Here is a 24,137-nt window from a genome sequence, read left to right on the forward strand (position 1 = left end):
GCACCGGTATCACCCGTGGCACCCGTCGCTCCGGTTGCTCCGGTGTCGCCCGTGGCACCCGTCGCTCCGGTTGCTCCGGTGTCGCCCGTCGCACCCGTGGCTCCGGTCGCACCCGTTTCACCTATGCCTGTGGCACCTGTTGCGCCGGTAGCTCCGGTGTCACCCGTCGCGCCGGTAGCACCCGTGGCACCTGTAGCGCCCGTAGCACCGTTCTGGCCGTTCTGACCGTTCTGGCCATTCTGACCGTTCTGGCCGTTCTGACCGTTCTGGCCATTTTGGCCTGTAGCACCCGTAGCACCCGTGGCACCGGTTGCGCCGGTAGCGCCTGTAGCACCGGTTTCACCCGCGCCCGTGGCACCTGTCGCGCCCGTTGCACCGGTAGCACCCGTAGCACCGGCCGGACCCGTCGGACCACCTTCAGGACCCGTTGCACCGGTATCACCCGTTGCGCCGGTATCGCCCGTGGCACCCGTGGCTCCAGTTGCACCGGTAGCGCCGGTAGCGCCGGTAGCGCCGGTTGCGCCGGTTGCGCCGGTAGCACCCGTGGCACCGACTTCGCCGGTAGCACCTGTGGCACCTGTGGCACCCGTAGCGCCCGTTGCGCCGGTATCGCCCGTGGCTCCAGTTGCACCGGTTGCGCCTGTAGCACCGGTAGCGCCAGTTGCACCGGTAGCGCCTGTAGCGCCTGTAGCGCCGGTAGCGCCGGTTGCGCCGGTAGCACCCGTGGCACCGACTTCGCCGGTAGCACCTGTGGCACCTGTGGCACCCGTAGCGCCCGTTGCACCGGTTGCGCCTGTAGCACCCGTTGCGCCAGTTGCACCCGTAGCGCCTGTAGCACCGGTATCACCCGTAGCTCCAGTTGCACCGGTTGCGCCTGTAGCACCGGTAGCGCCAGTTGCACCTGTGGCACCGGTAGCACCCGTGGCACCGACCTCGCCTGTAGCACCTGTGGCACCCGTAGCGCCCGTTGCACCGGTTGCGCCGGTAGCGCCCGTAGCACCGGTTGCGCCCGTAGCACCTGTGGCACCTGTGGCACCGGTAGCTCCAGTTGCACCCGTGGCACCCGTAGCGCCTGTTGCACCGGTATCACCCGTAGCTCCAGTTGCACCGGTAGCGCCTGTAGCACCCGTGGCACCGGTTGCGCCGGTAGCACCTGTGGCACCCGTAGCGCCTGTTGCACCGGTGTCACCCGTGGCTCCAGTTGCGCCGGTAGCGCCCGTGGCACCAGTTGCACCGGTAGCTCCAGTTGCACCCGTGGCACCCGTAGCGCCTGTTGCACCGGTATCACCCGTAGCTCCAGTTGCACCGGTAGCGCCTGTAGCACCTGTAGCACCTGTAGCACCTGTGGCACCCGTAGCGCCCGTTGCACCGGTTGCGCCGGTAGCGCCCGTTGCACCGGTTGCGCCGGTAGCGCCCGTTGCACCGGTGGCACCCGTGGCTCCAGTTGCGCCGGTAGCGCCGGTAGCGCCGGTAGCGCCGGTAGCACCCGTGGCTCCAGTTGCGCCGGTGTCACCCGTGGCACCCGTGGCTCCAGTTGCACCGGTAGCACCTGTGGCACCCGTAGCGCCTGTTGCACCGGTGTCACCCGTGGCTCCAGTTGCACCCGTAGCACCGGTAGCGCCCGTGGCACCGGTTGCGCCGGTATCACCCGTGGCACCCGTGGCTCCAGTTGCGCCGGTAGCACCTGTGGCACCCGTAGCGCCTGTTGCACCGGTGTCACCCGTGGCTCCAGTTGCGCCGGTAGCGCCAGTTGCACCCGTGGCACCCGTTACACCGGTAGCGCCGGTGGCACCCGTGGCTCCAGTTGCACCGGTAGCGCCGGTGGCACCTGTAGCACCCGTGGCGCCGGTAGCACCGGTATCACCCGTTGCGCCTGTTGCACCCGTGGCGCCTGTAGCGCCTGTGTCACCCGTGGCTCCAGTTGCACCGGTAGCGCCGGTGGCACCTGTAGCACCCGTGGCGCCCGTTGGACCGGTGTCGCCTGTGGGACCCGTGTTTCCAGTTGCACCCGTTGGACCGGTGTCGCCCGTGGGACCCGTTGCTCCAGTTGCACCCGTGGCACCCGTTGCACCGGTGTCGCCCGTGGGACCCGTGGCTCCAGTTGCGCCTGTAGCACCCGTGGCACCTGTGGCACCGGTGTCGCCCGTGGCACCGGTAGCACCGGTAGCACCGGTGTCGCCCGTTGCGCCCGTTGGGCCGGTTACGCCGACGTCCAGAAGCGTAACGTCAAACTGCCCGCTTATTGCGGGATTTCCCTGTGTCTGGGCCGTCCCGAGCTGATTGAACACGAAGACGTTGGCTGCGGTGCCTCCCTCTGGGAGAGCGACGATGACCTTATATTGGGACGTCAGGAGAGTACCCGTCGCCAAATCAACGGCGGCGTTTGTAACTGTTGTACTACCTAACAATATAAAATCTTCACCGTCGAAGTAGTAAACGTACTCTGTAGTGCCGAGTATATCTCGACCAGCGACTTCTATTAAATCTGCCATCACCTTCACCTTTTGTTGAATTGTGCGCAACCAATAAGTGCTTTGGCGCGAACAATATAGGCGCGTCGATTACTGACAATGACATCGATAATACTGCTTAGTTGCATTTTTATGAACAGCGCTATCTTGGATAGAAAAATAATATGCTGGGTAGAGAGCGGAACGGCCTATGAGTTTGCAACTTTCATCCGCCGGAAGCTGTGCTGGCTGGGGCCGGTTGCCGCCGCGGCCAGTTCGCTGGGCTTGGCTGACTCGAGAGGGGAGACAGTTTACGGCAGCGCTCGGCCACAGCCGGATCCCGGGCGCGCTGGCATGGCCGGGTGAGCCGTGAGACGTCGAAAGCGATCGACCCCCCGGCAGAACCTGCTGAAACGTTGCGCAAGCATTACTGGAAAGGCGGGCCCCGCTTCCGATGTCCGGGGCAGTGATGGTGCCCCCTGATCTCTTCGGCCCTTGCGTATCGAGAGACAGCCGGCGACTCTGGACAGTCGACTTATGAGCTGGCCTCGGATCTTCTCGAAGCGGGGGAGGGCGGATTGCTCACGCGACTGCAGTCAAAAGGACGATTGGACTGCAGTCGCGGCTAGGTGACGAAGCCCGAGTTGGTTGCCGTCGCATCGGCAACCATAGTGCCTATGCTTTCTGGAGGTTCGCTTCCTGTATCTTCTCGCGAGCGAACTGAGCGTTGCGCTCGATACGCTCCCGGTAGCCTTCGGGCAGGTCCTTCAATTGAAGCAGCTTCTCGCTTGCTTGCAGGGACTCGGAATAATGGCCGGCCCAATAGGCCAGGACCGAGTATTCATCCAGCATTCCGTATGTATAAACCGAAGGCTCAACGAACAGGACCGCCCCTTCTGGCTTCTTGATGTCGATCCCCTGACGGGCGATCATGTAGCCTTGATGGAACTTGTTGTTCACGCGGCAGTACCTCGCCGCCGCATGCAGCGATTCGGCGCGAGTCGGGCAGACGTTGAATGCGCGCAGATAGGTGGCGAGAATGTCGGCTTCACTGTGGCCGAGTTCTTCCATGAGCCGTCCTGCGGACAGGAGCGCGATGAAAACTTCCTGCTCCCAGAACCCCAGTTCCGCCCGTTTCAGATAATTGGTGAGAGACTTGGCCTTTTCTCCGGCCGAGCGATAACTTTGCGCCAGATAGAAGGTATAGCGAGAAATCAGGAACGGGTCGCGCTCTGACACGAGTGTCCGTTCCAGAAGCTCCGCGTCGTGGAGATATTTGAGCGGGTTCTTGTTGCGGGCGCTATCGTAGAACGTCCGATTGTGAAAGCCCTTTATTATAACGCCCCAGGTGCAATGTTTTCCGGGCGATTCCAGAAATTCGTGCAGGACGCCGCGATATCTGAACCCGATGTTGTTCCGGAACAAGATGGGACGCTGATTGATGATCCCGCCATTGTAGGTCGGAACCTGGTAGAAATCGCGATCGAGGGAGCGCTTGAAGCCCTCGAGGTCGACGCCTTCCTCGATTTCGAGAGCTTCGTCAGCATCGATCATCAGGCAGTAATCGATGTCTTTGTATTTGCGAAGCTCGGTCAGCGCGAACGTTCTGTTCCATGCAAAATCGCGCCACGGCTCTTCGATGACGACGCCCCTGATGTTGTTGTCTTTCAGAAACCTGCGGATGACATCCTGAGTGCCATCGGTCGAACCGGTATCGACGACAAGAACGAAGTCGACAAGGCGCGTCGCGCTTGCAAGACAACGCTCGATGCAGTGCGCCTCGTTTTTGGCAATCAGGCAGAGCCCGATTGTCTTCAAGGTTGCCTGGGGCTCGGAAGCAGTTCCGAACGGTGTTTGTTGTCTTCTCAACGTATCCTCCTGCCGGATTTGAAACCACTTCATGCGCGCGCTCTGGCTTTGTGCCGTCTTGGTACGAACGGTGAGTGGAACCGCCAGCGTGAAATCACTGGACAAATCCCTTGAGCAATTGGCGACAGCCGACGCCGCTCGAAGTGGGCGTTTTGCAACAGACGCAATTTGATCTTGAAGGCCTTGTGGCCGTGCTGACGAAGCAACTCTGAGCGGTACTGACTACGCCGCTTCTACCATAGATAGGATGTAGAAAAGGTAAACCACCTAAAATTGCAAATTATTGGTGCGGCAGGGTTGGCGCAAGTATCAATAAAACCCAGTATCTAACCAGGTTGAGTGTCCCGCCAATACTGAGCCTAAACCTAAGATCACGATAGGTTGAGTAAAGTCTGGGCGCCGTTGCGAACCGCAAGGGTCGACTCTGCGTCTCTACTCTTGCATTATAAGCCTGTTCCGGAGGATGCGGCTTGGAGCTGCAAGCTTGGGAGGTGGTTGGACTGATATTCAGGCAATAGCCCGACGCGCTGATCGGGAGGCAAGAAATCAGGTTCCAAAGCCATGACCATCAACGTGACCACCAGCTCCATCCTGCCAACCGGCGTGAATCTCGGCTCCGGCAAGGACTATCGGGCCGACTATTTCAATATCGACATCGACAACAGCTGGTCGCCCGATGCGGTGGTAGACCTCGCGAGCTTCGATCTGGATGCTGTCGGGGTAACGGTGCAGACGCACAGGTTCGGCGACGTGCGGCTGCGGCCGGGCACTTTCGACACCATCATCGCCAATGATGTGCTCGAACATGTGCCGAACCTCGTCAGGCTGATGACCAATTGCCTGAAGCTGCTCAAGGTCGGCGGGGTGTTCGAGATCAATGTGCCCTACGATCTCTCATTCGGCGCATGGCAGGATCCGACCCACGTGCGGGCCTTCAATGAGCGCAGCTGGCTCTATTATACGGACTGGTTCTGGTATCTCGGGTGGAGCGAGGCGCGGTTCGTTGTCGAGCGGATGACCTTTGTTCCGAGCGCAGCCGCCGCGCCGCTGGCAAGCACCGTACCCATGGCCGAGCTTCAGCGCATGCCCCGCATGATCGATGCGATGTCGGTGTCGCTTCGAAAGGTCGAACTGACGGCAGCGGATCGGAATGTCTGGGAGAATTGGCGTGAGCGCAAGCGGTTGGCACAAAGCCGCTGGTCGGCGCCCGTGCCAACCCCGCCAGCAGCCACATCGGCGGCGGCGCCCGCCTCACCGGTCGCGGCAGCGACACCGTCGCCCGTGACGCCTGCGCAAGCGGAGATTATCCCGCAAGCGTTCGCCGGCGGATGGGCGGCGCATCGCGACCGCCATTGCCTATGGATCGTCACGCCGGAGGGCTACAAACATCACCAGACCTTCGACGAATTCGCGCTCGGTCTCAGCGAGGCGTTCGCGGAACTGGGCGGGTCGTGTCCCATCGTTCGCGATCCCCTCTTGTTTAACGGACGCATCCCAATCGTCCTTGGCACACATCTGCTCCGGCACGCCTCTAGCGTGACCATTCCAGCCGACAGCATCCTCGTCAATTTCGAACAGGTCGTGACTGGCGGCGGCTGGATCAATGAGGGCTATCTGTCACTGCTGCGACGCTTCCCGGTCCTCGACTATTCGATACGGAACCGGAAGGCCCTGATCGAGCAGGGGATTACAAATGCCGGACTGCTGGGGATCGGCTACTCGCCCGGACTCGCCCGGATTCCGAATGCCCCGGAAAAGGATATCGACGTGCTATTCTACGGGTCGCTGAATCCCCGGCGAAAGAGCATTCTTGAAGCCTTGCGCGCCAGAGGGCTGAACACCGTGCATTTGTTCGGCGCCTATGGGGCCGAGCGCGATGCGGTCATTGCGCGGGCAAAGCTGGTGCTGAACCTTCACTTCTATGAAAGCGCCATTTTCGAGGTGGTGCGGGTCTCTTACCTTCTCGCCAACGGCATATGCGTCGTCAGCGAGGGAGAGAAGGGCGATCCGGATATCGCTCCGTTCGAAGGCGGGCTCGTGGTGTGCGGCTATGAGGAGATCGTCGATAGCTGCACCGCGCTCATCGCCGATGACGCATCCCGCATAGCTCTCGGCGTGCGAGGCCGGGACATCATGATGGCGCGTCGCCAATCCGATTTGCTCAAGGCTGTCTTCGGAGACTGAATTGCCTTGCGCGACGAGCATGGTCGATCGAGATCGCAAAGCATCCGCGGTAGCAGCCTCGCAGTCCGGTGAAACCGCGGTCGGGGGTGATGGCGCAGTGATCGGAGAACCTCGATTACGCACCCCATCCCGCCGGAAGAAAGCGAAACCGGAAGGCGGCTAACGTATCTGCCTGCTATCCGTCAGCGTCTTCAGGAAAGCCGTCAGCGCGTCTATGTCGCGGTCATCCAGCCTGCCGATAGACGCGAGTTCGCCACGCGCTATGTTGGCTGGCACCTCCGGTTCGCCAAATCCGGCCCCCTCGCGGCCCGCCCGTTCAGCCGCAAACGGGTCGGAAAAGCGCTGATGGAACAGAAGGACATTTCTCAAATCCCCGAAAATGCCGTTGTGCATGAACGGCCCGGTAGCAGCGACGTTGCGTAGGGAAGGTGTCTTGAAACGTCCCTCGAACCGGGGATCGGCGGCGACGGCACCGCCCCCGCCAAGTCCCCTGTCGACAAAGCCCGGCGCGGCGCCGTTTGTCGCGCGCACCGTGCGGTTCACCGGCACGCCGAGATTGTAATAACGAAAATTCGAGAACACCTCGCGTTCGGCAGGCTTGCGGTCGCTGCTCATATGGCAGGCCGCGCAGTTTCCGCGCTCCCGCGAAAAGAACAGATCGCGGCCGGCGGTCTCCTGTTCCGAGAGAACGGCTTCGCCGCGTCGCGCCCGGTCGTATTTCGAGTTGAACGGCGACATCGCGGGCGAGCGTTCGAACGCAGCGATTGCAGCCGTCATGGCCGCGAAGGCGCGCTCGTCGTCATCGAAAACCGTCTCGCCGAACAGAGCGCGAAACGCCGCCACATGGGCGGAATTCTCCTTCAGTCTGCCGACCACGCTCGCCTTGTCCGGCATACCCATCTCGATGGGGTTCAAGGGCGGTCCGCCCGCTTGATCTTCGAGCGTCGCCGCGCGACCATCCCAGAACAAACCCCCGACCGGCTCGCCGTTTGCGTCGAGGTGGAAGGCTGGCGCGAACGCGGCGTAAGCTGCGGACGGAGCGTTACGGTCCCCGAGCGAGCGGCCATCGGCCCCGCGAGAGACCGCGCCCGCAACGACGCCAAGCTCGCGCGGGTCCGTGAAGGCGAGATCCGGCGAATGGCAGCTCACGCAATTTTGCCGCCGGTTGAAGGACAGGTTGCGGTCGGCGAACAGCGCGCCGCCGAGTTTTTCAAGCTGAGCCGAGCGGGTGAGGGCGGCGCCTGGCGCGCGGCGATCATGAATGACGATACCCGCGAAGAGGGCAGTCGCACTGAACAGAGCGAGCGCGCTCGCTCCAACACGAAAGACCTTCCTCCGCCCGCTCGCGCTCATGCTAGTCCTGCGCCTCGCGGATTGCGACCTTCACCGTCTCGACGTCCGATCCGGCTACCATGATCGTGACGGGCCCTGCCGAAAGCTCGAAGCGCACGCTCTTGCGCACGATCGGACATTCTCCGCGGCCGGTGAAAGCAACGGTTTCCGCCGATTTGCCGTCCTGTATCACGTCGATCCAGGCGTGCTTGGAGAGCGTCACCTGATAGACGGCCTTCTTCGGCAGGGCCTTGATCGTGAAGAAGCCGGAAAAGCTGTCGTCCGCAAGTGCGCCTGCCTTGATGCTTGGCTTCACCGGAAAGCTCGTCTCTTTTGTTGGCGTCAGCTTGAGGGCGACCGCTTTCGCGGGCGGCTCGGCAATCTCGCCGCCGGATTTTACGGCGCCAGCATCGGGCGCCTGCATCCAGCCGGTTTCGGTCGCGAGCGGCCAGTTGAAGCCTTCGCACGGCCCGTCCTCGGCAATGGCGGGGCTGCACAGCAGCGAGGCCGCGAGCGCGAAAGCGGCAGCCTTCGCGGGTCTTGTTTTCCGGAAATCCATGATGCGTTCCTTCATGCTTTGCGGCGGCGTGAAGCCGCTCGCGGAAAGGGGTATCGGAGGACCGCGCGGGGTTGCGGCCCTCCGAACTTGCTCGCGCTCAGAACTTGATGCGCATGCCCGCCGTGAAGCTGCGACCCGGCTCAGGATAGCCATCGGCAAGCGAGTAGTTCTCGTCGGTGAGGTTGCGCGCGGTCAACTGGAGCGTCGCGCCGGGCCGGAACTCGTACTCCGCCGAGAAGTTGGCGATGGTGTACGCCCCGATCTGGTAGTACAGCGACCCGGCGGAATTCGATGTCCAGCGCGTGCTTGCCATTTCGACGTTTGGCGTCAGCGTGACGCCGTCGAACGGACTCCATTTCACATAGGCGATGCCTTTCGCGTCCGGCACGTCGGTGAGATGGAAGGTCGCGACATTGGTGCTGTTGGATATGTCGCGGCTGATAAGCGTCACATTGCCGCCAACCGAAAGGCTTTTCGTCAGGCTCACGTCCGCCGAGCCCTCCCAGCCGTAGAACTCGCCGTCTCCGACGTTCTGGAACTGGGTTTTTCCGTTGTTCGTGCCGCCAACGATCGTCACATTCTGGATGAAGTTGGAGACGTCGCTATAGAAGACGGCCGTCGAGACATTGGCGCGGCCGAACAGCTTGCCCGCCCAGCCGATTTCGTAGTTCGTCGCCTCTTCGGGGGAAAGGCCGGGATTCGAAACAGCGGTGCTGAAACGCGAACTGAAGCGCTCGAACAGCGTGGGGAAACGCGTGCGATGTGAAACGCTTGCGTAAACCTTCGCGTCATCGGAATAGCGGTAGATCGCCGCCGTCTGCCAATTCCAGGCATCGCTGTCCGCGAGCTGGTAATTGATGATACCCGTCGACTGCGTCCAGTCCTGCGCCTTCGAAAGCTCACGCCAGTCATAGCTGCCGCCCGTGACCACGTCGATGCGGGACGTCGCGTGGAACGTGTTTTCCAGCGCCACCGAGTAGGTGTCCTCGATGGACTGCTGATTGGGTTCGAGGCATGGCGCGGTCTGACCGGTCGGGCAGCCGCTGTTGACATAGTTCCGGTTGCGCTCGTTATGCTCGTCCTGCCGATAATGGAACGCGGCTTTCACGGTGTCCCAATTGGTGATGTCGGTGCCGGCATCAACCGAACCGCCATAGGCGACGTCGCGATAGTAGCTACGGAACGCATACCCCTTGGACTGCGTGGTCATCGTCGCATCGTCGTAGGAGAACAGGTCGTTGTCGAAGGTGTTGTAGTAAAGCTTTGTGTTCACATAGGACGACTGGCCAAGCCGCGTCGTCGTATGCGAGTAGACGCTGTCGATGTTCCATGCGGGCCAGTCCCAATAGCGCTGGCTTCCGATCGCGTTGACGGTGTGGAACGGGGCGCCCTTCGAGCCTTCCTGCTTGATATAGCTGATCGCATATTCATCGGTCGCGTTCGGCGTGATGCCCGCCTTGACGTTGATGCGCCAGTCGTTCACCTCGGAGTTGTTGCGCCAACCGCCGTCTTCGCTTGCCGCGTTCTGCGGCTTGAAGTCGTCGGAGAGCTTCCAGCCTTTCGAATCGAGGATCGAGCCGGACGCCGTCAGGTAGTAATATTTCTGTTTCGTGCCGACATAGCCCGACGTGCGGAAGCCGCTGTAGGAGCCGTCGCCCGCGAAGGTGAAGGTCTGCGCGATCTCGGCTTCCAGCTCTTTCGTCGGGCGCCGCGTCACGAGATTGATCGCGCCGCCGAGTGCGCCGGGGCCGTCGAGCACCGACGCGTAGCCCTTGGCGATCTGGATTTCGGCGATCTCCGCGCCCGTGAGGAAGCGGCCAAAGTCGAGGCGGTTATCGGCGGGAAGATAGACGCGCACGCCGTCGATGGTCAGCGGCACCTGATAGCGGTCGAAGCCGCGCACGAAGAGCAGCCGCTCGTTGCGCGTGCCGCCCGAATTGGAATCCGAAACACCCGGAGCGAGCGCGGCGGCCTGATCGAGCGTCGGTTTCTGGAAGGTCCAGGTCTGCTCGTTGGTGACGACCGTGCCGCCCATGAGATTGATGCCGCCGAGGCTGAAAATGCCAGCCGCCGAAGATCCGCCTGTTCCGTTGCCGCCTGTGCCCTGAGCGACTTCATCGCCGGAAGCGCCTGTTGCGGGCGTCGCCTGGTTCTCACGACGCGCTTGCGGCGCGGAAGCCGGCGTCACCGTCTTCGGCTGGTATACGACCACCGGCGGGAGCGTCGAAGCCTCTTCCGAGGCGCCCTGCGCCTCCTGCGCCAGCGACGGGGCTGGCAGCGTCATGTTGAGCGCAAGACCGAGCGCCGCAGCAATCAGCGTCCCTTGCGAAATGGCACCGGCCAGCCCAAGGCTGTCCGCGTTTGCCGAACAGGCATGTGCGCGAACAGCCGAACCCGTTGCGGGAGCGCCGGCCAGCCTGCCGTGCGCCCGCTCGTAGCGGGAAATAGTCATGAATGTTGCCCCTAACCCCAGATTATCCGATCTGGGCCCCCCGGCGCGAACGCCGTGCCCAAGGCCCAGGATGATATATTAAAGGCAATACAGCTCAGGGGAACACCAAGTTGTCACAGCTATATCACCGTGTGTATAACTGTGACGAAATTGCAGCATGTGCCTAATTTGCCGCCAGATGGGCAGGGGAGGGGCGCGAGCTGGGCATGCCAGAGCGGCACGGGGCCGGATCTCGGCGCTCATTTACGCGTCGCGGAGCGGGAGCGCGTGGCGGGTTTCGCCGATGCGTGGGAGCGATCCGGTCGCCGGGTTCGAGGCGCAAGGCATAGCGGGCTCAGTGCACGGCTCGCGGTCGCTCCACGCGGCCGGACTGGCGTGTTCTGCATGAGCTGTCCCGTTCTGGTACAGTGTAACGAAATGCCACAGCGCAGCGAGACGGCAGAGAAGTCCCGAATTTACGATATTTCAACAGCTTGGCAGTTTGGCACGCTCTCTGCGTTTAAGCGCCGCAGCAGGGGCGCTCGATCGTCCCGGCCTCGAAAACAGGGAGGACATCATGCTTTATGCCGCGCCCGGCACGCCCGGAGCCATCGTCACCTTCAAGGAGCGCTACGACAATTTCATCGGCGGCGAATGGCGCGCGCCGCTCGGCGGCCAGTATTTCGAAAGCATCACGCCGATCACCGGCAAGCCCTTCGCTCAGGTCGCCCGTTCGCAGGCCGAAGACATCGAACTCGCGCTCGATGCCGCACACGCTGCCGCGGAGAGATGGGGCCATACCTCCGTTGCCGAGCGCGCGCTCGTTCTGAACCGCATCGCCGACCGCATGGAGCAGAACCTCGAAAAGCTGGCCTATGCCGAAAGCGTCGACAACGGCAAGCCGATCCGCGAAACCCTCGCCGCCGACATTCCGCTCGCCATCGATCACTTCCGCTATTTCGCGTCGTGCATCCGCGCACAGGAAGGTACGCTCGGCCAGGTGGATGAGACGACCGTCGCCTATCACTTCCATGAACCGCTCGGCGTCGTCGGCCAGATCATCCCGTGGAACTTCCCCATCCTGATGGCCGCGTGGAAGCTCGCGCCCGCGATCGCCGCCGGCAACTGCGTCGTGCTGAAGCCCGCCGAACAGACGCCCGTCGGCATTCTTGTCCTCGCTGAAATCATCGGCGACCTGCTGCCGAAGGGTGTGCTCAACATCGTGAACGGCTTCGGCCTCGAAGCAGGCAAGCCGCTGGCGTCGAGCCCGCGCATCGCCAAGATCGCGTTCACGGGCGAGACGTCCACCGGCCGCCTCATCATGCAGTACGCCAGCCAGAACCTCATCCCGGTCACGCTCGAACTTGGCGGCAAGTCTCCGAACATCTTTTTCGACGACGTCGCCGCCGCCGATGACGAGTTCTTCGACAAGGCCATCGAGGGCTTCGTGATGTTCGCGCTGAACCAGGGCGAAGTCTGCACCTGCCCCAGCCGCGCCCTTGTGCAGGAAAGTCTGCGCGACCGGTTCATCGATCGCGCGCTTGCTCGCGTCGCCTCCATCAAGCAGGGCAATCCGCTCGACACCGACACGATGATCGGCGCGCAAGCCTCGCAGGAGCAACTCGACAAGATCCTGTCCTATATCGACATCGGCAAGCAGGAAGGTGCGCAATGCCTTATCGGCGGCGAGCGCGCTCATCTTGGCGGCGAACTCGACGCGGGCTTCTACGTCCGGCCGACCGTGTTCGAGGGCAACAACAGCATGCGCATCTTCCAGGAGGAGATCTTCGGCCCGGTCGTGGCCCTGACCACATTCAAGGACGAGGCGGAGGCGTTGCATCTTGCCAACGACACCGTCTACGGCCTCGGCGCGGGCGTCTGGACGCGCGACGGCAACCGCGCCTACCGCTTCGGACGCGGCATCAAGGCGGGCCGCGTGTGGACGAACTGCTATCATCTCTACCCGGCGCACGCGGCGTTCGGCGGTTACAAGCAGTCCGGCATCGGCCGCGAAACCCATCACATGATGCTCGACCACTATCAGCAGACGAAGAACCTGCTCGTCAGCTACAGCCCCAAGGCGCTCGGCTTCTTCTGAGAACGCCCGCGACGCGCGCCGCTTCGCTTCGATTTTCAAATCCATGACGGAGCGGCGTTTGCTGATCGGCAAATCGGCCTTTGGGACGGCTTCGGCCGCCCAAGGCAATCGAAGATGCGTGCGCATCGATTGGATAGTCGGCTCCCTACGATGAACGCCGACTGGTGCCTGAACGGGTTTCTGGGGGATAGCAAAAGCAGATGAGACGTCAAAGCAGTGCGATTCTGGCGATCGTCGGCGTTCTCGCATCCGCGAATGTCGCGGCGGAAACGGTAGAGGAAATCGCCGGACGGCAGGTGTTTCACCGCTGCCAGGCTTGTCATTCAATTGATCCGGGCAAGCTCGGCTTCGGGCCGAATTTGCACGGAATTGTGGGGCGGCCGGCCGCGTCGCTCCCGACATTCGTTTATTCCGACGGCTTGAAGGCATCCGGCCTGGTCTGGAACGAGGAAACGCTGAGGAAATGGATATCCGACAACACGAAACTCGTTCCGGGCACCCGGATGCGCCATGTCGCAATCACCGACCGGGCGGAGCAGGATTACCTGCTGGCATATCTGAAGGCACAGTCCGACAATATGGGGCCTGCACAGGCTCAGGTTCTTCTCGATCGCGCTGTCGCCCTGCTTGAGCGCGAAGGACCGCAACGGGCCTTCGCTGCCTTCAATGACCGGAACAACGGCGGCTTCATCGCTCGTGAACTCTACGTCTTTGTCTTCGACATGAAGGGGCGATACATGGCCTCGGGGGCAAATCCGGCGCTGACCGGCACGGATGCACTTTCGATGCAAGACGCCGAGGGCAAGGAACTGGTTCGCGAGATGATCAATATCGCCCAGTCAGCAGGGTCAGGCGAGGTGGATTACGTCTGGCTCAATCGTGCCGAGAACAAGGTGGAGCACAAGCGTTCGTTCATCCGCCGAGTAGGCGATTACATCGTAGGCGTCGGCTACTATCTCAACTGATGGCGATGATCGCCTTTCAAGTGACCGTCAAACGCGACGCGACACGCGTGTTTGCGTGCCCCGTTACTTCGCCATACGGCACATCGAACGGTATTCGCCAAATCTGTAGCGCAGCCGCAGCCATATATCCCTAGCATCGACATCATAACACGCGATTGTATCTGCGAGAGCCCTGACACGATGAAAACGCTGAAGACGATCCTGAGCGGCGCCGCCCTTCTTCTCGCGGCCGCGACAGGCACAGCACTAGCGCATGGAGACATGGCTCCTCAGCCAGTCGACACCAAGGACCTGCCAAAACTCGGCGAGGCGTGGCTGCCGGAAAATCCCTATCGCGGCAATACGAAAGCCATCGAGATCGGCGCCGCCGCCTTCAATCAGAACTGCGCCCGCTGCCATGGTCTTGGAGCGGTTTCAGGGGGTATTGCCCCGGACTTGCGCTACCTTCCTACCGGGCTGGACGGCGATGAGTGGTTTCTGACCCGTATTCGCGGTGGCTCGACCCGCGATGGCCGCGTTTATATGCCGAAATTCGAGGGTATCCTCAGTCAGGAAGCCATGTGGAGCATCCGGGCATGGCTGGAGACGGTTCACGAGGAGTAGTCGAAGCCGTTCTGCGTCGCGAGCACGCCGAAATCGTGCTATATTTCAGAGAGATCCCCCCTGCGTCAGACTGTCGGCGCGCCTTCGGCACGGGTTGAAGGCGCGCCGTAGCCGTGGAAACGCACTGCTTCCCGTCGTAGTCAGAACTGACGGCTGACAGCCGGTCTTCGTATCAGCTCGATCGTTGCGAGCAGTCGTTCAGGCAGTAGAGAACCAGTGATGCAGTGTCGACCAGCATAGGCTGGCAGTCGCTCCGATACGGGCAGCACGAAGTGCGGGCGCGCCACTGATGTAAAGGCGCAATTCGAGGCCGCCAATCGATCGATTGGGAGCGCCTGTTCTTCGAAAAAAAAGGCCGCAACCGCCCAGTTGTTCACTCGGATCGGATGCGGCTGTGGCGATCATAAATCGGTGGCTGTCAGTGCGCCGCCATCGCGTCGGACGGGTTCGGCTCAAGGCGCGTTAGCGGGCGCGTCTCGATATAAGACCGAATGGCCCAGATCAGTTCCTGCCCCAGCACGGGCTCCCAGGCGGGCATATGAACGACGCCGACGATGGTTTTCCCCTTGCGAACGCTTTTGCTGAAGAAGATGTCGTTGTCGGCGATGCACTTCGCCTTGATTTCGGGGGTCTTGATGCGCCTGCAGGCGACATCGGTTCGGCGCAGGTCGGGTGCTGGATGCCCCGTCGCGTTGGCCTCCGGCCCGTGGCAGCGGGCGCAAGTCTGGGCGAATGCCTGTCCGCCGATCTCGATCGCGGCGGCGTTGCCCCGGTAGGGGTTCACGCGCCGCCACTCGGTGCCGAGCGGTGCGAGCGATGAAGCGTCCACGTCAGGCCGGTTGGCCACCTCCTCGGCGTTGACTGGCGATAGTGCCGTCAGGAGCAAGAAGCCGCCGAAAAACAATCGCCTCATTTCCATTCCTCCTCTGGGCAACCCTTGCAGCCCTCGAAAAAGGACTCGGGAAAAATGGTGAAGCGCCGAAATGACCCGGTCAAATCCGCGTCCTTGAAGTTCACGGTGAAGAACTTTGTTTCCTGCAAATTGGCATCGACCAGCTTGGCACCGGCGAACCAGGCGAAGTTGGCTCGGGCAGCTTCCAGATTGGCAGCAGTGAGATCGGCCCCGGAAAAATCGGCGCGAAAGAGGCGGGCGAATTCCAGATCCGCGCCGACGAGCCGCGCATTGCGAAACGTCGCAGTGGGCGCGGTGACCTTGCTCATGCGCGCTGCCGTCAGGTCGGCATTGTCGAATGTTGCGCCTGCGATGTTGGCTCCGCGCAGATCCGCCCGCGCGAGCTTCGCTCCGGTAAAGTCGGCACCGGCGAGGTTTTTCCCCGAAAGGTCGGCGTGCCGCAGATCCGCCCCCTGGCATTGGGCATGAGGCCACATTCCGCAGCCGTTCTTGACAAGGGCGTCTTCCTCGGAATCCTCGGCATGCACCGATCCGGCCGACACTGCGGCAAGCAGTGTTCCCAGAGCGATGCAGGCCAAGGAACAGCGCAGTTTTCTGTTCGGAAATCGAAAGGTCATGCTTTCCTCTTGTCGGGCATCGGGTTTGAAACCGGCTGCCGGTTGCGGAAAGCGCGGAGGGCATTCCTCCGCGCCATCCAGTCATGAGGTCAGCCGGCAATTGAACGCCGCCGGGAAAACTGTCCGGGCGGCGTCGAGGCCGGTTTGTGCCTTTCAGCGCGGCGGAACTACTTGCTCGCCTGCTTTCCGAAATTGGCAAGCTTGAACACCCACATGGAGCCGCCCTGCGTGACCTGCTTTGTCAGTTCGGCCATATCGCCGCCCCAGAGCGGAACCGCGCCGCCGTAGCCCGACTGGATGCCGAGATACTGCTCGCCGTCCATCTCCCAGGTGATCGGGATCGAAACGACGCCGGAGCCCGTCTGGAACTTCCAGAGTTCCTTGCCGTTCTTTGCGTCGAACGCCTTGACGTAGCCATCGGACGTTCCGGTGAACAGAAGCCCGCCGCCAGTCGTCAGCGTCCCCGCCCAGAGCGGGAATTTCTCCTTGTGCTCCCAGGCGACCTTGCCCGTCTTCGGATCGATGGCGCGCAAGATGCCCACATGGTCGTCGTAGATGCGCTTGATGCGGAAGCCCTGGCCGAGATAGGCGGCACCTGCCTTATACGTCAGATGCTCCGTCCAGTAGTCCATGGCCCAGTGGTTCGCCGGAATGTAGAACAGACCGGTTTTTGGGCTGTAGGACATCGGCATCCAGTTCGTGCCGCCGAGGAATGGCGGAGAGACGTAGATGCTTTCGCCCTTTTGCGCGTCACCCTTCGGCAGCGGTGGGCGGTTGTCTTTTTCAATCGGGCGGCCCGTCTTGAGATCGAAGCCGGAAGCCCAGGTGATGCCGTCGACGAACGGCCATGCGCCAATCAGTGCCGTCGGCTTGTTCGGGTAGCCCGCACCGGTTGCCAGTTTCTCGCGATCCGTGATGAAGAAGAAGCCGTTGCGGTCGGCGTGAGCCGAGGCCTTCACCGTTTTGCCGTTCGCGTCCTGGTAGTCGAACAGGATGATCGAGTTGTTTCCGGAGAAGTCCCAGGCGTCGTTCGGCGTGTGCTGGAAGAAGCCCTTGAGTTCACCGGTCGAGGCGTCGACATAGGCTTGGCCGGAGGTGAACAGACTGTCCCAGTTCTTCGGATCGTCGCCTTCCTTGGTGCGCTTCCATGTGTTCCACGGAGCCGGGTTGCCCGCGCCGATCACGATGGTGTTAGTGTCGACATCGAAACTTGCCGTCTGCCACGGAGCGCCGCCGCCGTGATTCCAGGCTTCCACGAGGTTGCCGTCCTTGTCGCGCGGCCAGGAAGGCGCTTTCGGATCGCCGGTCGGGGTCGATTCCTTGCCGCCGAGACGTCCCACATGTCCCTCGACCATCGGGCGCGCCCACACTTCCTCGCCCGTATCGGGATCGCGTGCGAACAGCCAGCCGACGACGCCGAATTCGTCACCCGAAGATCCATGGATGAGCAACACCTTGCCGGTCTTCTGGTCCTTCACGATGAAGGGAGCGCCGGTCATGGTGTAGCCGACCGTATGATCGCCGAATTTCTTCTTCCAGACGAGCTTGCCGGTGTCCTTGTTGAGCGCCACGATGCCGGCATCGAGGGTGCCGAAGAAAACCTTGTCGCCGTAGATAGCCGGACCGCGATTGACGACATCGCAGCACGGGCGGATATCATCGGGCAGCCGGTAGTTGTATTCCCAGAGCCTCTTGCCGGTCTTCGCGTCGACGGCAAAGATCCGCGAGTAGGAGGCGGTTATATAAATGACCCCGTCATGGACAAGCGCCTGACCTTCCTGACCGCGCTGCTTCTCTCCACCGAATGAAAAGCTCCACGCCGGGATAAGGGCGCCGACGTTATCCGTGGTGATCTTGTCGAGAGGGCTGAAGCGCTGCGCCTTGAGGCCGAGACCGTAGCTCAGGACATCGCCGGACGTCTTGTCGTCGTTGGCGATGTCATCCCATGTCACCGGACCGGCCAAGGCGGATCCGCTCCCGGCGAGGGCGGCGAGCAAGCCCGCAACCGCCACCGCGGACTTAAAACGAGGCAATTTCATGCAGTGATGTCTCCTGGTCGTTTCACTATCCAAAACGCAGTCGGTATTGCGGGCCGAGCAAAAGCTCTCGCACCCTGCAACGCGAACGCTGATAGAGGCTGCCGGATGTCGTGCGAACCGGCGTCCCCCCGAATTTTCTTGTTTTCTCTTCACTTGATGTGAAGCTGCTAAACTGTACGGCGACTGAATATTCGCTGATATTGCCCAAAGGTCGAAGACTGCGGCCTTTGGGCAAAACAATTACAGTCAGCGTGGGTCGACGACCGGCATCAACGCTTGTAGGTCACCGGCTCGGCCTTCGGCGCGGACCATACCGGAAGGATGAGGCGCAGCCAGCCACGCGTTTCCTCGGTCTCGTAGTTTTTCGTCCAGACGTCATGCGTGATGTAGCTTTGAAGCGTGAACTTGCCGAAGTCGTACCCAACAAGACCGCCCAGCGCGAACTGAGACTGCTTCCTGTCTGTGTAGAAGGTGCCGCTCGTATCCCACGAGCCGAACCCGACGAGACCCACCTGCCATTTGTCGATGGTCTTGACCGCTGTCAGGTCGAGGTTGACATAGTCGGGATGGGTCCTGACGCCGGTATTTTCATCCTCGCCGGTCAGGCCGATAATAACATGCGCCGTAAGGTTCCAGTTATCGCCGGTGTAGCTCAACGCCGAGCGGCTGTTGAACACCCACATATTCTGTCCGAGATCGTTGTCGACCGGGCCGTAAGCGCCGACAAAGGTGCTGAAACCCCAGTTGCCGCCGAGATCCCATGCGATGCCCGCCGTGAAGAACGGATTGTAGAGGTCGAAATGATCCGTATCGTCAGGCAGGCTATAGCTGACGAAAGGCGCGGCCGCGTAGGCCTCGATGCGGCCGCCCGCCACCTGCCATGGGGTCGACCACGCCAGCACCGGAATATTTACGCCGAGAGTGGCGTCGTTGCCCACTGCGCGAAAGCCGCCGACGCTGCCCGTGTTGAGGAAGTATAGACCTTCCGGCAACGGCGCACCGAGTGCAAGGCCTGCCGTTTCGCCCGGCTGCGTTATCGAACCTGCCTGAGCGTCAAACGCTCCCCATCCCAGCGCCGCTACTGCGGACGCCGCTATCCTCAGCTTCATTCTTCTATGCCCCTTTTCGGTGGTGCCCTGAATCCCAGATCCGAATTGCCAATCGAACAATCGAATGCACTGATACGCATAATTGAAACAAAGCGACGAGCAGCGGATCGAAAAATCCGCTATGATGGTTGCCATTGAAATATTATTAGTCAACAGGGAGGGTGGAAAGCGTGGGCTCAGCCTGCGCATTTGCGAGCCAGCGGAACCGGAAAGACACACGTTGGAGTGGTTCTAGATAGCAGGGTCCGTGATGGACCCCGTATTTGAATGAGGTCTCATGAACGGGCATCCATAGGCCGAATCTCTAGCCGAAAGGCTACATGACGGCGTTCGCCGATCTGGCTTAGAACTGACTTCCCCCGGTGCGTTTTGGGCAAGAAAAACAGGCGCTTCCGGGAAATAAAAACAGCGACTGGGCAGTCGTCCGTGCCGCGCGGAAGCGCGGGCCGGGCGGGGGGAAAACAATGGGTGGGCATTTTCGAGCCCCGCGTCGAGCGCGGGCTTTGGTGGTTTGCGAGCGGGCGTGTCTGTTTCTACTCTGCGTGTGCTGCGCGATGTTTTTCGCGACGGCAAACGTCAGAGCCGACTCCCCGGGCGGCAGCAAGGAGGAGATCGAATTCAAGTTTTACCGCTGGAAAGAAGATTATTCCTGGTTGGCGAAAAAAGACGAACCGCTAACCGGCTACGAACAACTCAAATACATGCCGCTGTTCGGCTCGCCTGAAAACTATATCAGCTTCGGCGGCGAGATCCGCTACCGGCTCGACACCTTCGCCCCCTACCTGTTCGATCTGAACGCCTCGCAGAAGGATTTCGCGTCCAATCAGGAGCGGATCCTGCTCCACACCGATGTGCATCTTTCGGAAAACTTCCGCGCCTTCCTGCAGGTGGATGCATCGACCGAGGACGGCCGCGTGTTCACGCGTGCCTACGATCAAAGCGGTCTCGACCTCAGGCAAGGCTTTGCCGACTTCATTCTTCCATCCGCCGACCAGGGCACACTGACCATCAGGCTCGGTCGTCAGGAATTGTGGCTCGGTCCGACGCGGTGGCTTGCCGTGCGGGATCCGACCAATATTCGCCGCACTTTCGACGGCGCGCTCGTGGAATATGTAAACGGCGGCCTTACGGTCAGGGTGTTCGACGCAAAGCCCGTCATCATCGACAAGGGCTGGTTCGACGATACGACATCCGAAGTCGAGACGTTCAAGGGCGTCTACGCGATCGCCAAAAAGCCCCTCGGCGCGCCCTTCACGGTTGAAACCTACCTGATGGATCGCGAACAGCAGAGCGTGCGCTATGCCAGAGGGACCGCCCACGAGGAACGATGGACGCTCGGCTCGCGCGTGACGGGCGACATCGGGCCGGTGAAATACGCGGTCGAAGGCGCCTATCAGTTCGGCACCTTCGGCAGCGCCGACATCTCCGCCTTCGGCTTCAACAGCGACATCAGCAGCGGCGTCGGAAGCCTCGTCGGCATCCCGAAGGATTCAGAGATCAAGCCGCGGCTCGGCTTCCGCACCCACTACGGCTCCGGCGACAGAAACCTCAGTGACGGAACCTTCCGCACCTTCGCCGCGCCTTACCCTGCCGCTAGCGAGATCGCTGAAATGTCGCTCATCGGCCTTTCGAACGCGATCAACGTCTCTCCCTACATACAGTTTCAGCTCCCGCACGACATCTTCATTGAGGTGAACTGGAACTGTGTCTGGAAGGATACCATCGCCGATTCCGTCTATGGGCCGCCGGGCACCATCCTGAGAGCCGCCGGATCGACCGCCCGCGGCGTCGCGGACATAGCGGAAGTGCAACTCGAATGGGACGTGAATACCTTCGTCAAGGTCGAGGCGGTCTACGCGCATGTCTTCGCCGGCGACTACATCAGCGCGGCCCGAGGTACGGATGGCGCGAGTGGGTCGGACTTCGACTACGGCCGTGCTCAGGTCATGATCCGGTTTTGAACCGATGGCGCCGCTGCATCTGCGTCGGCGCCCTTACATCACGTTCTGCATGGCACCATGATCTGGCGGGCCGAAGCTTTTCAAAAAGGAGCCCCCCCAAAAAAAACGGCAGCATCAACGGAGCGAGCGGAGCCCCGTGATACTGTCGCCATATCAGGGACAGGCGGCGACGGCTCACCGCTCGCTGTAAAAACTGCGAGATGCGAGCAACGGGTGCTGTTCGCGCAGATACGCCCGTCTACCTCTGACCCGGGAACGGGTCACTTCCCGCCTTTCAAGCCAAAGACGATGGGCAAAGTGAATGTCAGCCCTTCCTGCACAACGGAGGACGGCGGCTTCGGTACCGGATTGGCACGACGGAGCACTTCAAGCGCAGCGGCGTCGAAAGATGGTTCGCTCGATCCGCGCACGATGGTTGACGAAAGCACATGGCCGGTGTCGTCTATGACAAATTTTACCGTAACCTCGACGCCATCGAGCGTTTGGCTGGCTGGGTAGCGCTTGTACCTGTTCAGATGGGCGACGAGTTCCTTTTGCCAGCTTGCGCGGATGCGCTGATCACTGCTGCCCCATCCCTGCACCGGCGTGACAGAACGGTCGCCTGCGGCAGCGTCCTGTTGCCTCGGCATCGCTGTCGCCTCGGAGGCGATGGATGGGGTCGAGGAACTTGTGCCGACGCTGGGCGACACTTTCTCCTCCTCCTTCGGGTTCTTTGCCTCGGCAGGAGCGACAAGCCGCTCGGGGTCGTCGGTCTTGTCCGGCGTTTCTTGCGGCAAAGTGGTTTGCTCGATCTCCTGACGCGCGGTCGGTGCCGACGTGGAAGCCGCCGATTCTTCAGAGTCGGGCCCTGGCGGCAGGTCGGTAGGGTCACCGCGGACGGTCAGCAGGTCAATTCCGATTTCGATCGCGGGCGCTCCGAACTCCGGATCGCTATCGCCGGTCTCGAGAAGCGTCATCCCGATAGCGATGAACCCGGAATGCAGCAGCAGGGCGGCAGCCGCTGCCGATGCCCACATTCGGGAGGATATTCGGGTCGTCGGCTCAAGTTCTGTCATGGGGCACTCACCGACCGGAGGCTGCTGGCGCGGCTGACAGATCCGCGCCATCGGGGAGCTTTTCGAGTGCCACCAACGCAACTTTCTGATAGCCGCCGCGACGCAGCAACTCCAGCACGGCCATAAGCTCGCCATAGGCGACGCCACGGTCGGCGCGAAGGAAAATGCGCCGCTCCTTCGTCGCCTCGGCGGAGACATCAAGCGCACGAACAAGATTTGGGCGGCTGACATCATTTTCGCCGATCGCAAGTGTCAGGTCGGCCTTGATCGTAATGTAGATGGGTTTGTCGGGTCTTTTTGTCGGAGCCGCGCTTGACGACGGCAGGTCGATGGGAAGATCCACGGTCGACAAGGGTGCTGCCACCATGAATATGATGAGCAGCACGAGCATGACATCGATGAAAGGGGTGACGTTGATGTCGTGGACCTCTTCGTCTTCACCCTCATGGGCGTCCGCATGAGTGGGATTTTCCATGGCTCACTCTGCAGCGCGGATGTCCGCGCCCGCTCCGGTCTTTTCGAGAGTTCGGGACAACAGGCGCTCTGTGGCGCCGGAGGCGCGACCGACAAGGTCGAGGTAAGCCCTCATGACCCGCGTCAGGTAATTATAGATCACGACGGCGGGGATCGCGGCTACGAGGCCAAAAGCCGTTGCCAGCAGCGCCTCGGCGATACCCGGCGCGACAACCGCTAGGTTTGTCGTCTGGGACTTCGAAATACCGATAAAACTGTTCATGATGCCCCAGACAGTGCCGAAAAGACCGACAAACGGCGCGGTTGCTCCAATCGTCGCGAGTATGCCGATCCCTTGCCGGACAGCGCGGCTTTCCGCGCGGACTATTTCCGAGAACCTCGAAGCCGCGCGGGCCTTGATACCGCTGCCGCTGGAGCCGTGGCCCGATATGCGAATCTCCTCCGTTGCCGCCGACAGGAAGCTTCCAAGGACGTCCGTCTTTGGGCCCAGTGCGAGTTCCGCTTCAGGCAGGGTGCGGCAGGCTGAAATTCGCAGCAATGACCTCTCCAGCTGCCGCCGCGCCAAACGGAAACTCGCGGATTTTGCGAGCAAGATCGTCCAGGTGGCAAGCGAGGCGAAGGCAAGGCAGATCATCACGGCCTTAACGACGGCATCGGCCGATACAAACATGGACCAAGGCGAAAGCTCGCCGAGCGCGGACCCGAGATCATGAGGCGTCGCGGTCGACTTCACCTGTTCTGGCGCGGTGTCCGCAAGTTCAACCGGACTCTTCTGAACCGGCGGCGTCTGAACTGCTTCGTCTGGAATGTGCGCTGGCGCGTGAGCGTCAACGCCCGGCGCCGGGGAATTGGCCTGCTGCTGTCCCATCGAAGGGCTGGCAAGCAAAAGCACCACCGCAAACAGCGAGAGAGCTTTTCTCATGCCACGCCTGCGCTGACAGCGGTGTAAGGGCATGCTGCGTCCGAAGCTGGATTTCCGGGAGTTCTGGCGGTCTTCGCTTCAATACGTGGCAAGATTTGCCCCGCCGATTGCCGCAGCGGCGCACAGGCGCGTAAGCGCGCATCTTCGGCATGACGCGATATCATGATGATCGGTTTAGTCATAATTAGATCTCTCAAACTCCCATCTTCTGGACGCGCAGTCTTGCCCAAATTTTGCGCGCCGGTATCGATTGCACGGGCACTCGTTTGCTGGCCAAAAGCTTCTGCAAATGTCCCGGCAACCGACAAGCCCGAATGTGTCTTTCCTCAGGCAGCGAGCACCGTAAAGCCCGCTCCCCTTATGAGGTCCTCGATTGCGGCGCGATTCACGTTTGCCGCGTCGTAGGACACGTTAACCTTCTTCGTCTCAAGCACGATGTCGGCTTTCTTTATCCCGGACGATTCCTCCAGGACACGCTTCAGGCGGCTGGAACATCCGCCGCATTTCATTCCGTCTACAGTGAGTTCAATCTGGGTCATCATTTGGTCCTTTCTTT

At 61.5% G+C, this 24,137-nt stretch carries 18 protein-coding genes; 5 read left to right on the plus strand and 13 right to left on the minus strand.

Annotated elements, in window-relative coordinates:
• Both EK416_RS17480 and EK416_RS17485 read right to left on the minus strand, forming a co-directional pair.
• Nucleotides 1–2,369 (minus strand): hypothetical protein (locus EK416_RS17480; RefSeq protein WP_245434144.1); only part of this gene is annotated, 2,369 nt, incomplete at its 3' end.
• 756 nt (nucleotides 2,370–3,125) lie between these two features.
• Entirely contained in the window at nucleotides 3,126–4,319 is a 1,194-nt protein-coding gene (locus EK416_RS17485) for a glycosyltransferase (protein WP_210211023.1), read from the minus strand.
• 561 nt (nucleotides 4,320–4,880) lie between these two features.
• Here EK416_RS17485 and EK416_RS17490 point away from each other — a divergent pair.
• Nucleotides 4,881–6,503 carry a methyltransferase domain-containing protein gene (locus EK416_RS17490; RefSeq protein WP_127079909.1) on the plus strand — a complete coding sequence of 541 codons (1,623 nt, stop codon included), beginning with the start codon at nucleotides 4,881–4,883 and terminating at the stop codon, nucleotides 6,501–6,503.
• 159 nt (nucleotides 6,504–6,662) lie between these two features.
• Here the strand turns inward: EK416_RS17490 and EK416_RS17495 are convergent, their stop codons facing one another.
• From EK416_RS17495 to EK416_RS17505, 3 genes are all read right to left on the minus strand, one after another.
• Complete coding sequence (locus tag EK416_RS17495) at nucleotides 6,663–7,856, minus strand: cytochrome-c peroxidase (RefSeq protein ID WP_127079911.1); 1,194 nt, start codon at nucleotides 7,854–7,856, stop codon at nucleotides 6,663–6,665.
• 1 nt (nucleotide 7,857) lies between these two features.
• Complete coding sequence (locus EK416_RS17500) at nucleotides 7,858–8,394, minus strand: hypothetical protein (protein WP_127079913.1); 537 nt, start codon at nucleotides 8,392–8,394, stop codon at nucleotides 7,858–7,860.
• 97 nt (nucleotides 8,395–8,491) lie between these two features.
• Nucleotides 8,492–10,846, minus strand: coding sequence for a TonB-dependent receptor plug domain-containing protein (locus EK416_RS17505; protein ID WP_127079915.1), 2,355 nt, complete (start codon nucleotides 10,844–10,846; stop codon nucleotides 8,492–8,494).
• A 556-nt stretch (nucleotides 10,847–11,402) separates the two neighbouring features.
• On the opposite strand from EK416_RS17505, the gene adh reads away from it, so the two are divergent.
• From adh to pedF, 3 genes are all read left to right on the plus strand, one after another.
• On the plus strand, nucleotides 11,403–12,923 hold the full coding sequence (gene adh, locus EK416_RS17510; RefSeq protein ID WP_127079917.1) for an aldehyde dehydrogenase: 1,521 nt from the start codon (nucleotides 11,403–11,405) through the stop codon (nucleotides 12,921–12,923).
• A gap of 200 nt (nucleotides 12,924–13,123) precedes the next feature.
• Nucleotides 13,124–13,888 carry a cache domain-containing protein gene (locus tag EK416_RS17515; RefSeq protein WP_127079919.1) on the plus strand — a complete coding sequence of 255 codons (765 nt, stop codon included), beginning with the start codon at nucleotides 13,124–13,126 and terminating at the stop codon, nucleotides 13,886–13,888.
• A gap of 180 nt (nucleotides 13,889–14,068) precedes the next feature.
• Complete coding sequence (gene pedF / locus EK416_RS17520) at nucleotides 14,069–14,491, plus strand: cytochrome c-550 PedF (RefSeq protein WP_127079921.1); 423 nt, start codon at nucleotides 14,069–14,071, stop codon at nucleotides 14,489–14,491.
• Between the two features lie 418 nt (nucleotides 14,492–14,909).
• Here pedF and EK416_RS17525 read toward each other — a convergent pair whose 3' ends face one another.
• From EK416_RS17525 to EK416_RS17540, 4 genes are all read right to left on the minus strand, one after another.
• Nucleotides 14,910–15,404 (minus strand): c-type cytochrome, encoded by a 495-nt coding sequence (locus EK416_RS17525; RefSeq protein ID WP_127079923.1) that lies wholly within the window; start codon nucleotides 15,402–15,404, stop codon nucleotides 14,910–14,912.
• Entirely contained in the window at nucleotides 15,401–16,021 is a 621-nt protein-coding gene (locus EK416_RS17530) for a pentapeptide repeat-containing protein (protein ID WP_127079925.1), read from the minus strand. The genes EK416_RS17525 and EK416_RS17530 overlap by 4 nt, the downstream gene beginning before the upstream one ends.
• Before the next feature lie 167 nt (nucleotides 16,022–16,188).
• Entirely contained in the window at nucleotides 16,189–18,060 is a 1,872-nt protein-coding gene (locus EK416_RS17535; RefSeq protein WP_127079927.1) for a methanol/ethanol family PQQ-dependent dehydrogenase, read from the minus strand.
• 269 nt (nucleotides 18,061–18,329) lie between these two features.
• Nucleotides 18,330–19,169 carry a transporter gene (locus tag EK416_RS17540; RefSeq protein ID WP_164730117.1) on the minus strand — a complete coding sequence of 280 codons (840 nt, stop codon included), beginning with the start codon at nucleotides 19,167–19,169 and terminating at the stop codon, nucleotides 18,330–18,332.
• 653 nt (nucleotides 19,170–19,822) lie between these two features.
• Here EK416_RS17540 and EK416_RS17545 point away from each other — a divergent pair.
• Entirely contained in the window at nucleotides 19,823–21,130 is a 1,308-nt protein-coding gene (locus tag EK416_RS17545; protein WP_164730118.1) for an alginate export family protein, read from the plus strand.
• Nucleotides 21,131–21,390: 260 nt separating this feature from the next.
• Here the strand turns inward: EK416_RS17545 and tolA are convergent, their stop codons facing one another.
• The 4 genes from tolA to EK416_RS17565 form a co-directional block, all read right to left on the minus strand.
• On the minus strand, nucleotides 21,391–22,146 hold the full coding sequence (gene tolA, locus EK416_RS17550; protein WP_245434146.1) for a cell envelope integrity protein TolA: 756 nt from the start codon (nucleotides 22,144–22,146) through the stop codon (nucleotides 21,391–21,393).
• A 46-nt stretch (nucleotides 22,147–22,192) separates the two neighbouring features.
• Nucleotides 22,193–22,660 carry a TonB system transport protein ExbD gene (gene exbD / locus EK416_RS17555; protein ID WP_127079935.1) on the minus strand — a complete coding sequence of 156 codons (468 nt, stop codon included), beginning with the start codon at nucleotides 22,658–22,660 and terminating at the stop codon, nucleotides 22,193–22,195.
• A 3-nt stretch (nucleotides 22,661–22,663) separates the two neighbouring features.
• Entirely contained in the window at nucleotides 22,664–23,581 is a 918-nt protein-coding gene (gene exbB / locus EK416_RS17560; RefSeq protein ID WP_164730119.1) for a tonB-system energizer ExbB, read from the minus strand.
• A 326-nt stretch (nucleotides 23,582–23,907) separates the two neighbouring features.
• Nucleotides 23,908–24,123 (minus strand): heavy-metal-associated domain-containing protein, encoded by a 216-nt coding sequence (locus EK416_RS17565; RefSeq protein WP_210211024.1) that lies wholly within the window; start codon nucleotides 24,121–24,123, stop codon nucleotides 23,908–23,910.
• Between the last annotated feature and the right edge of the window lie 14 nt (nucleotides 24,124–24,137).

The organism is Rhodomicrobium lacus (genome assembly GCF_003992725.1).
Lineage (GTDB): Bacteria > Pseudomonadota > Alphaproteobacteria > Rhizobiales > Rhodomicrobiaceae > Rhodomicrobium > Rhodomicrobium lacus.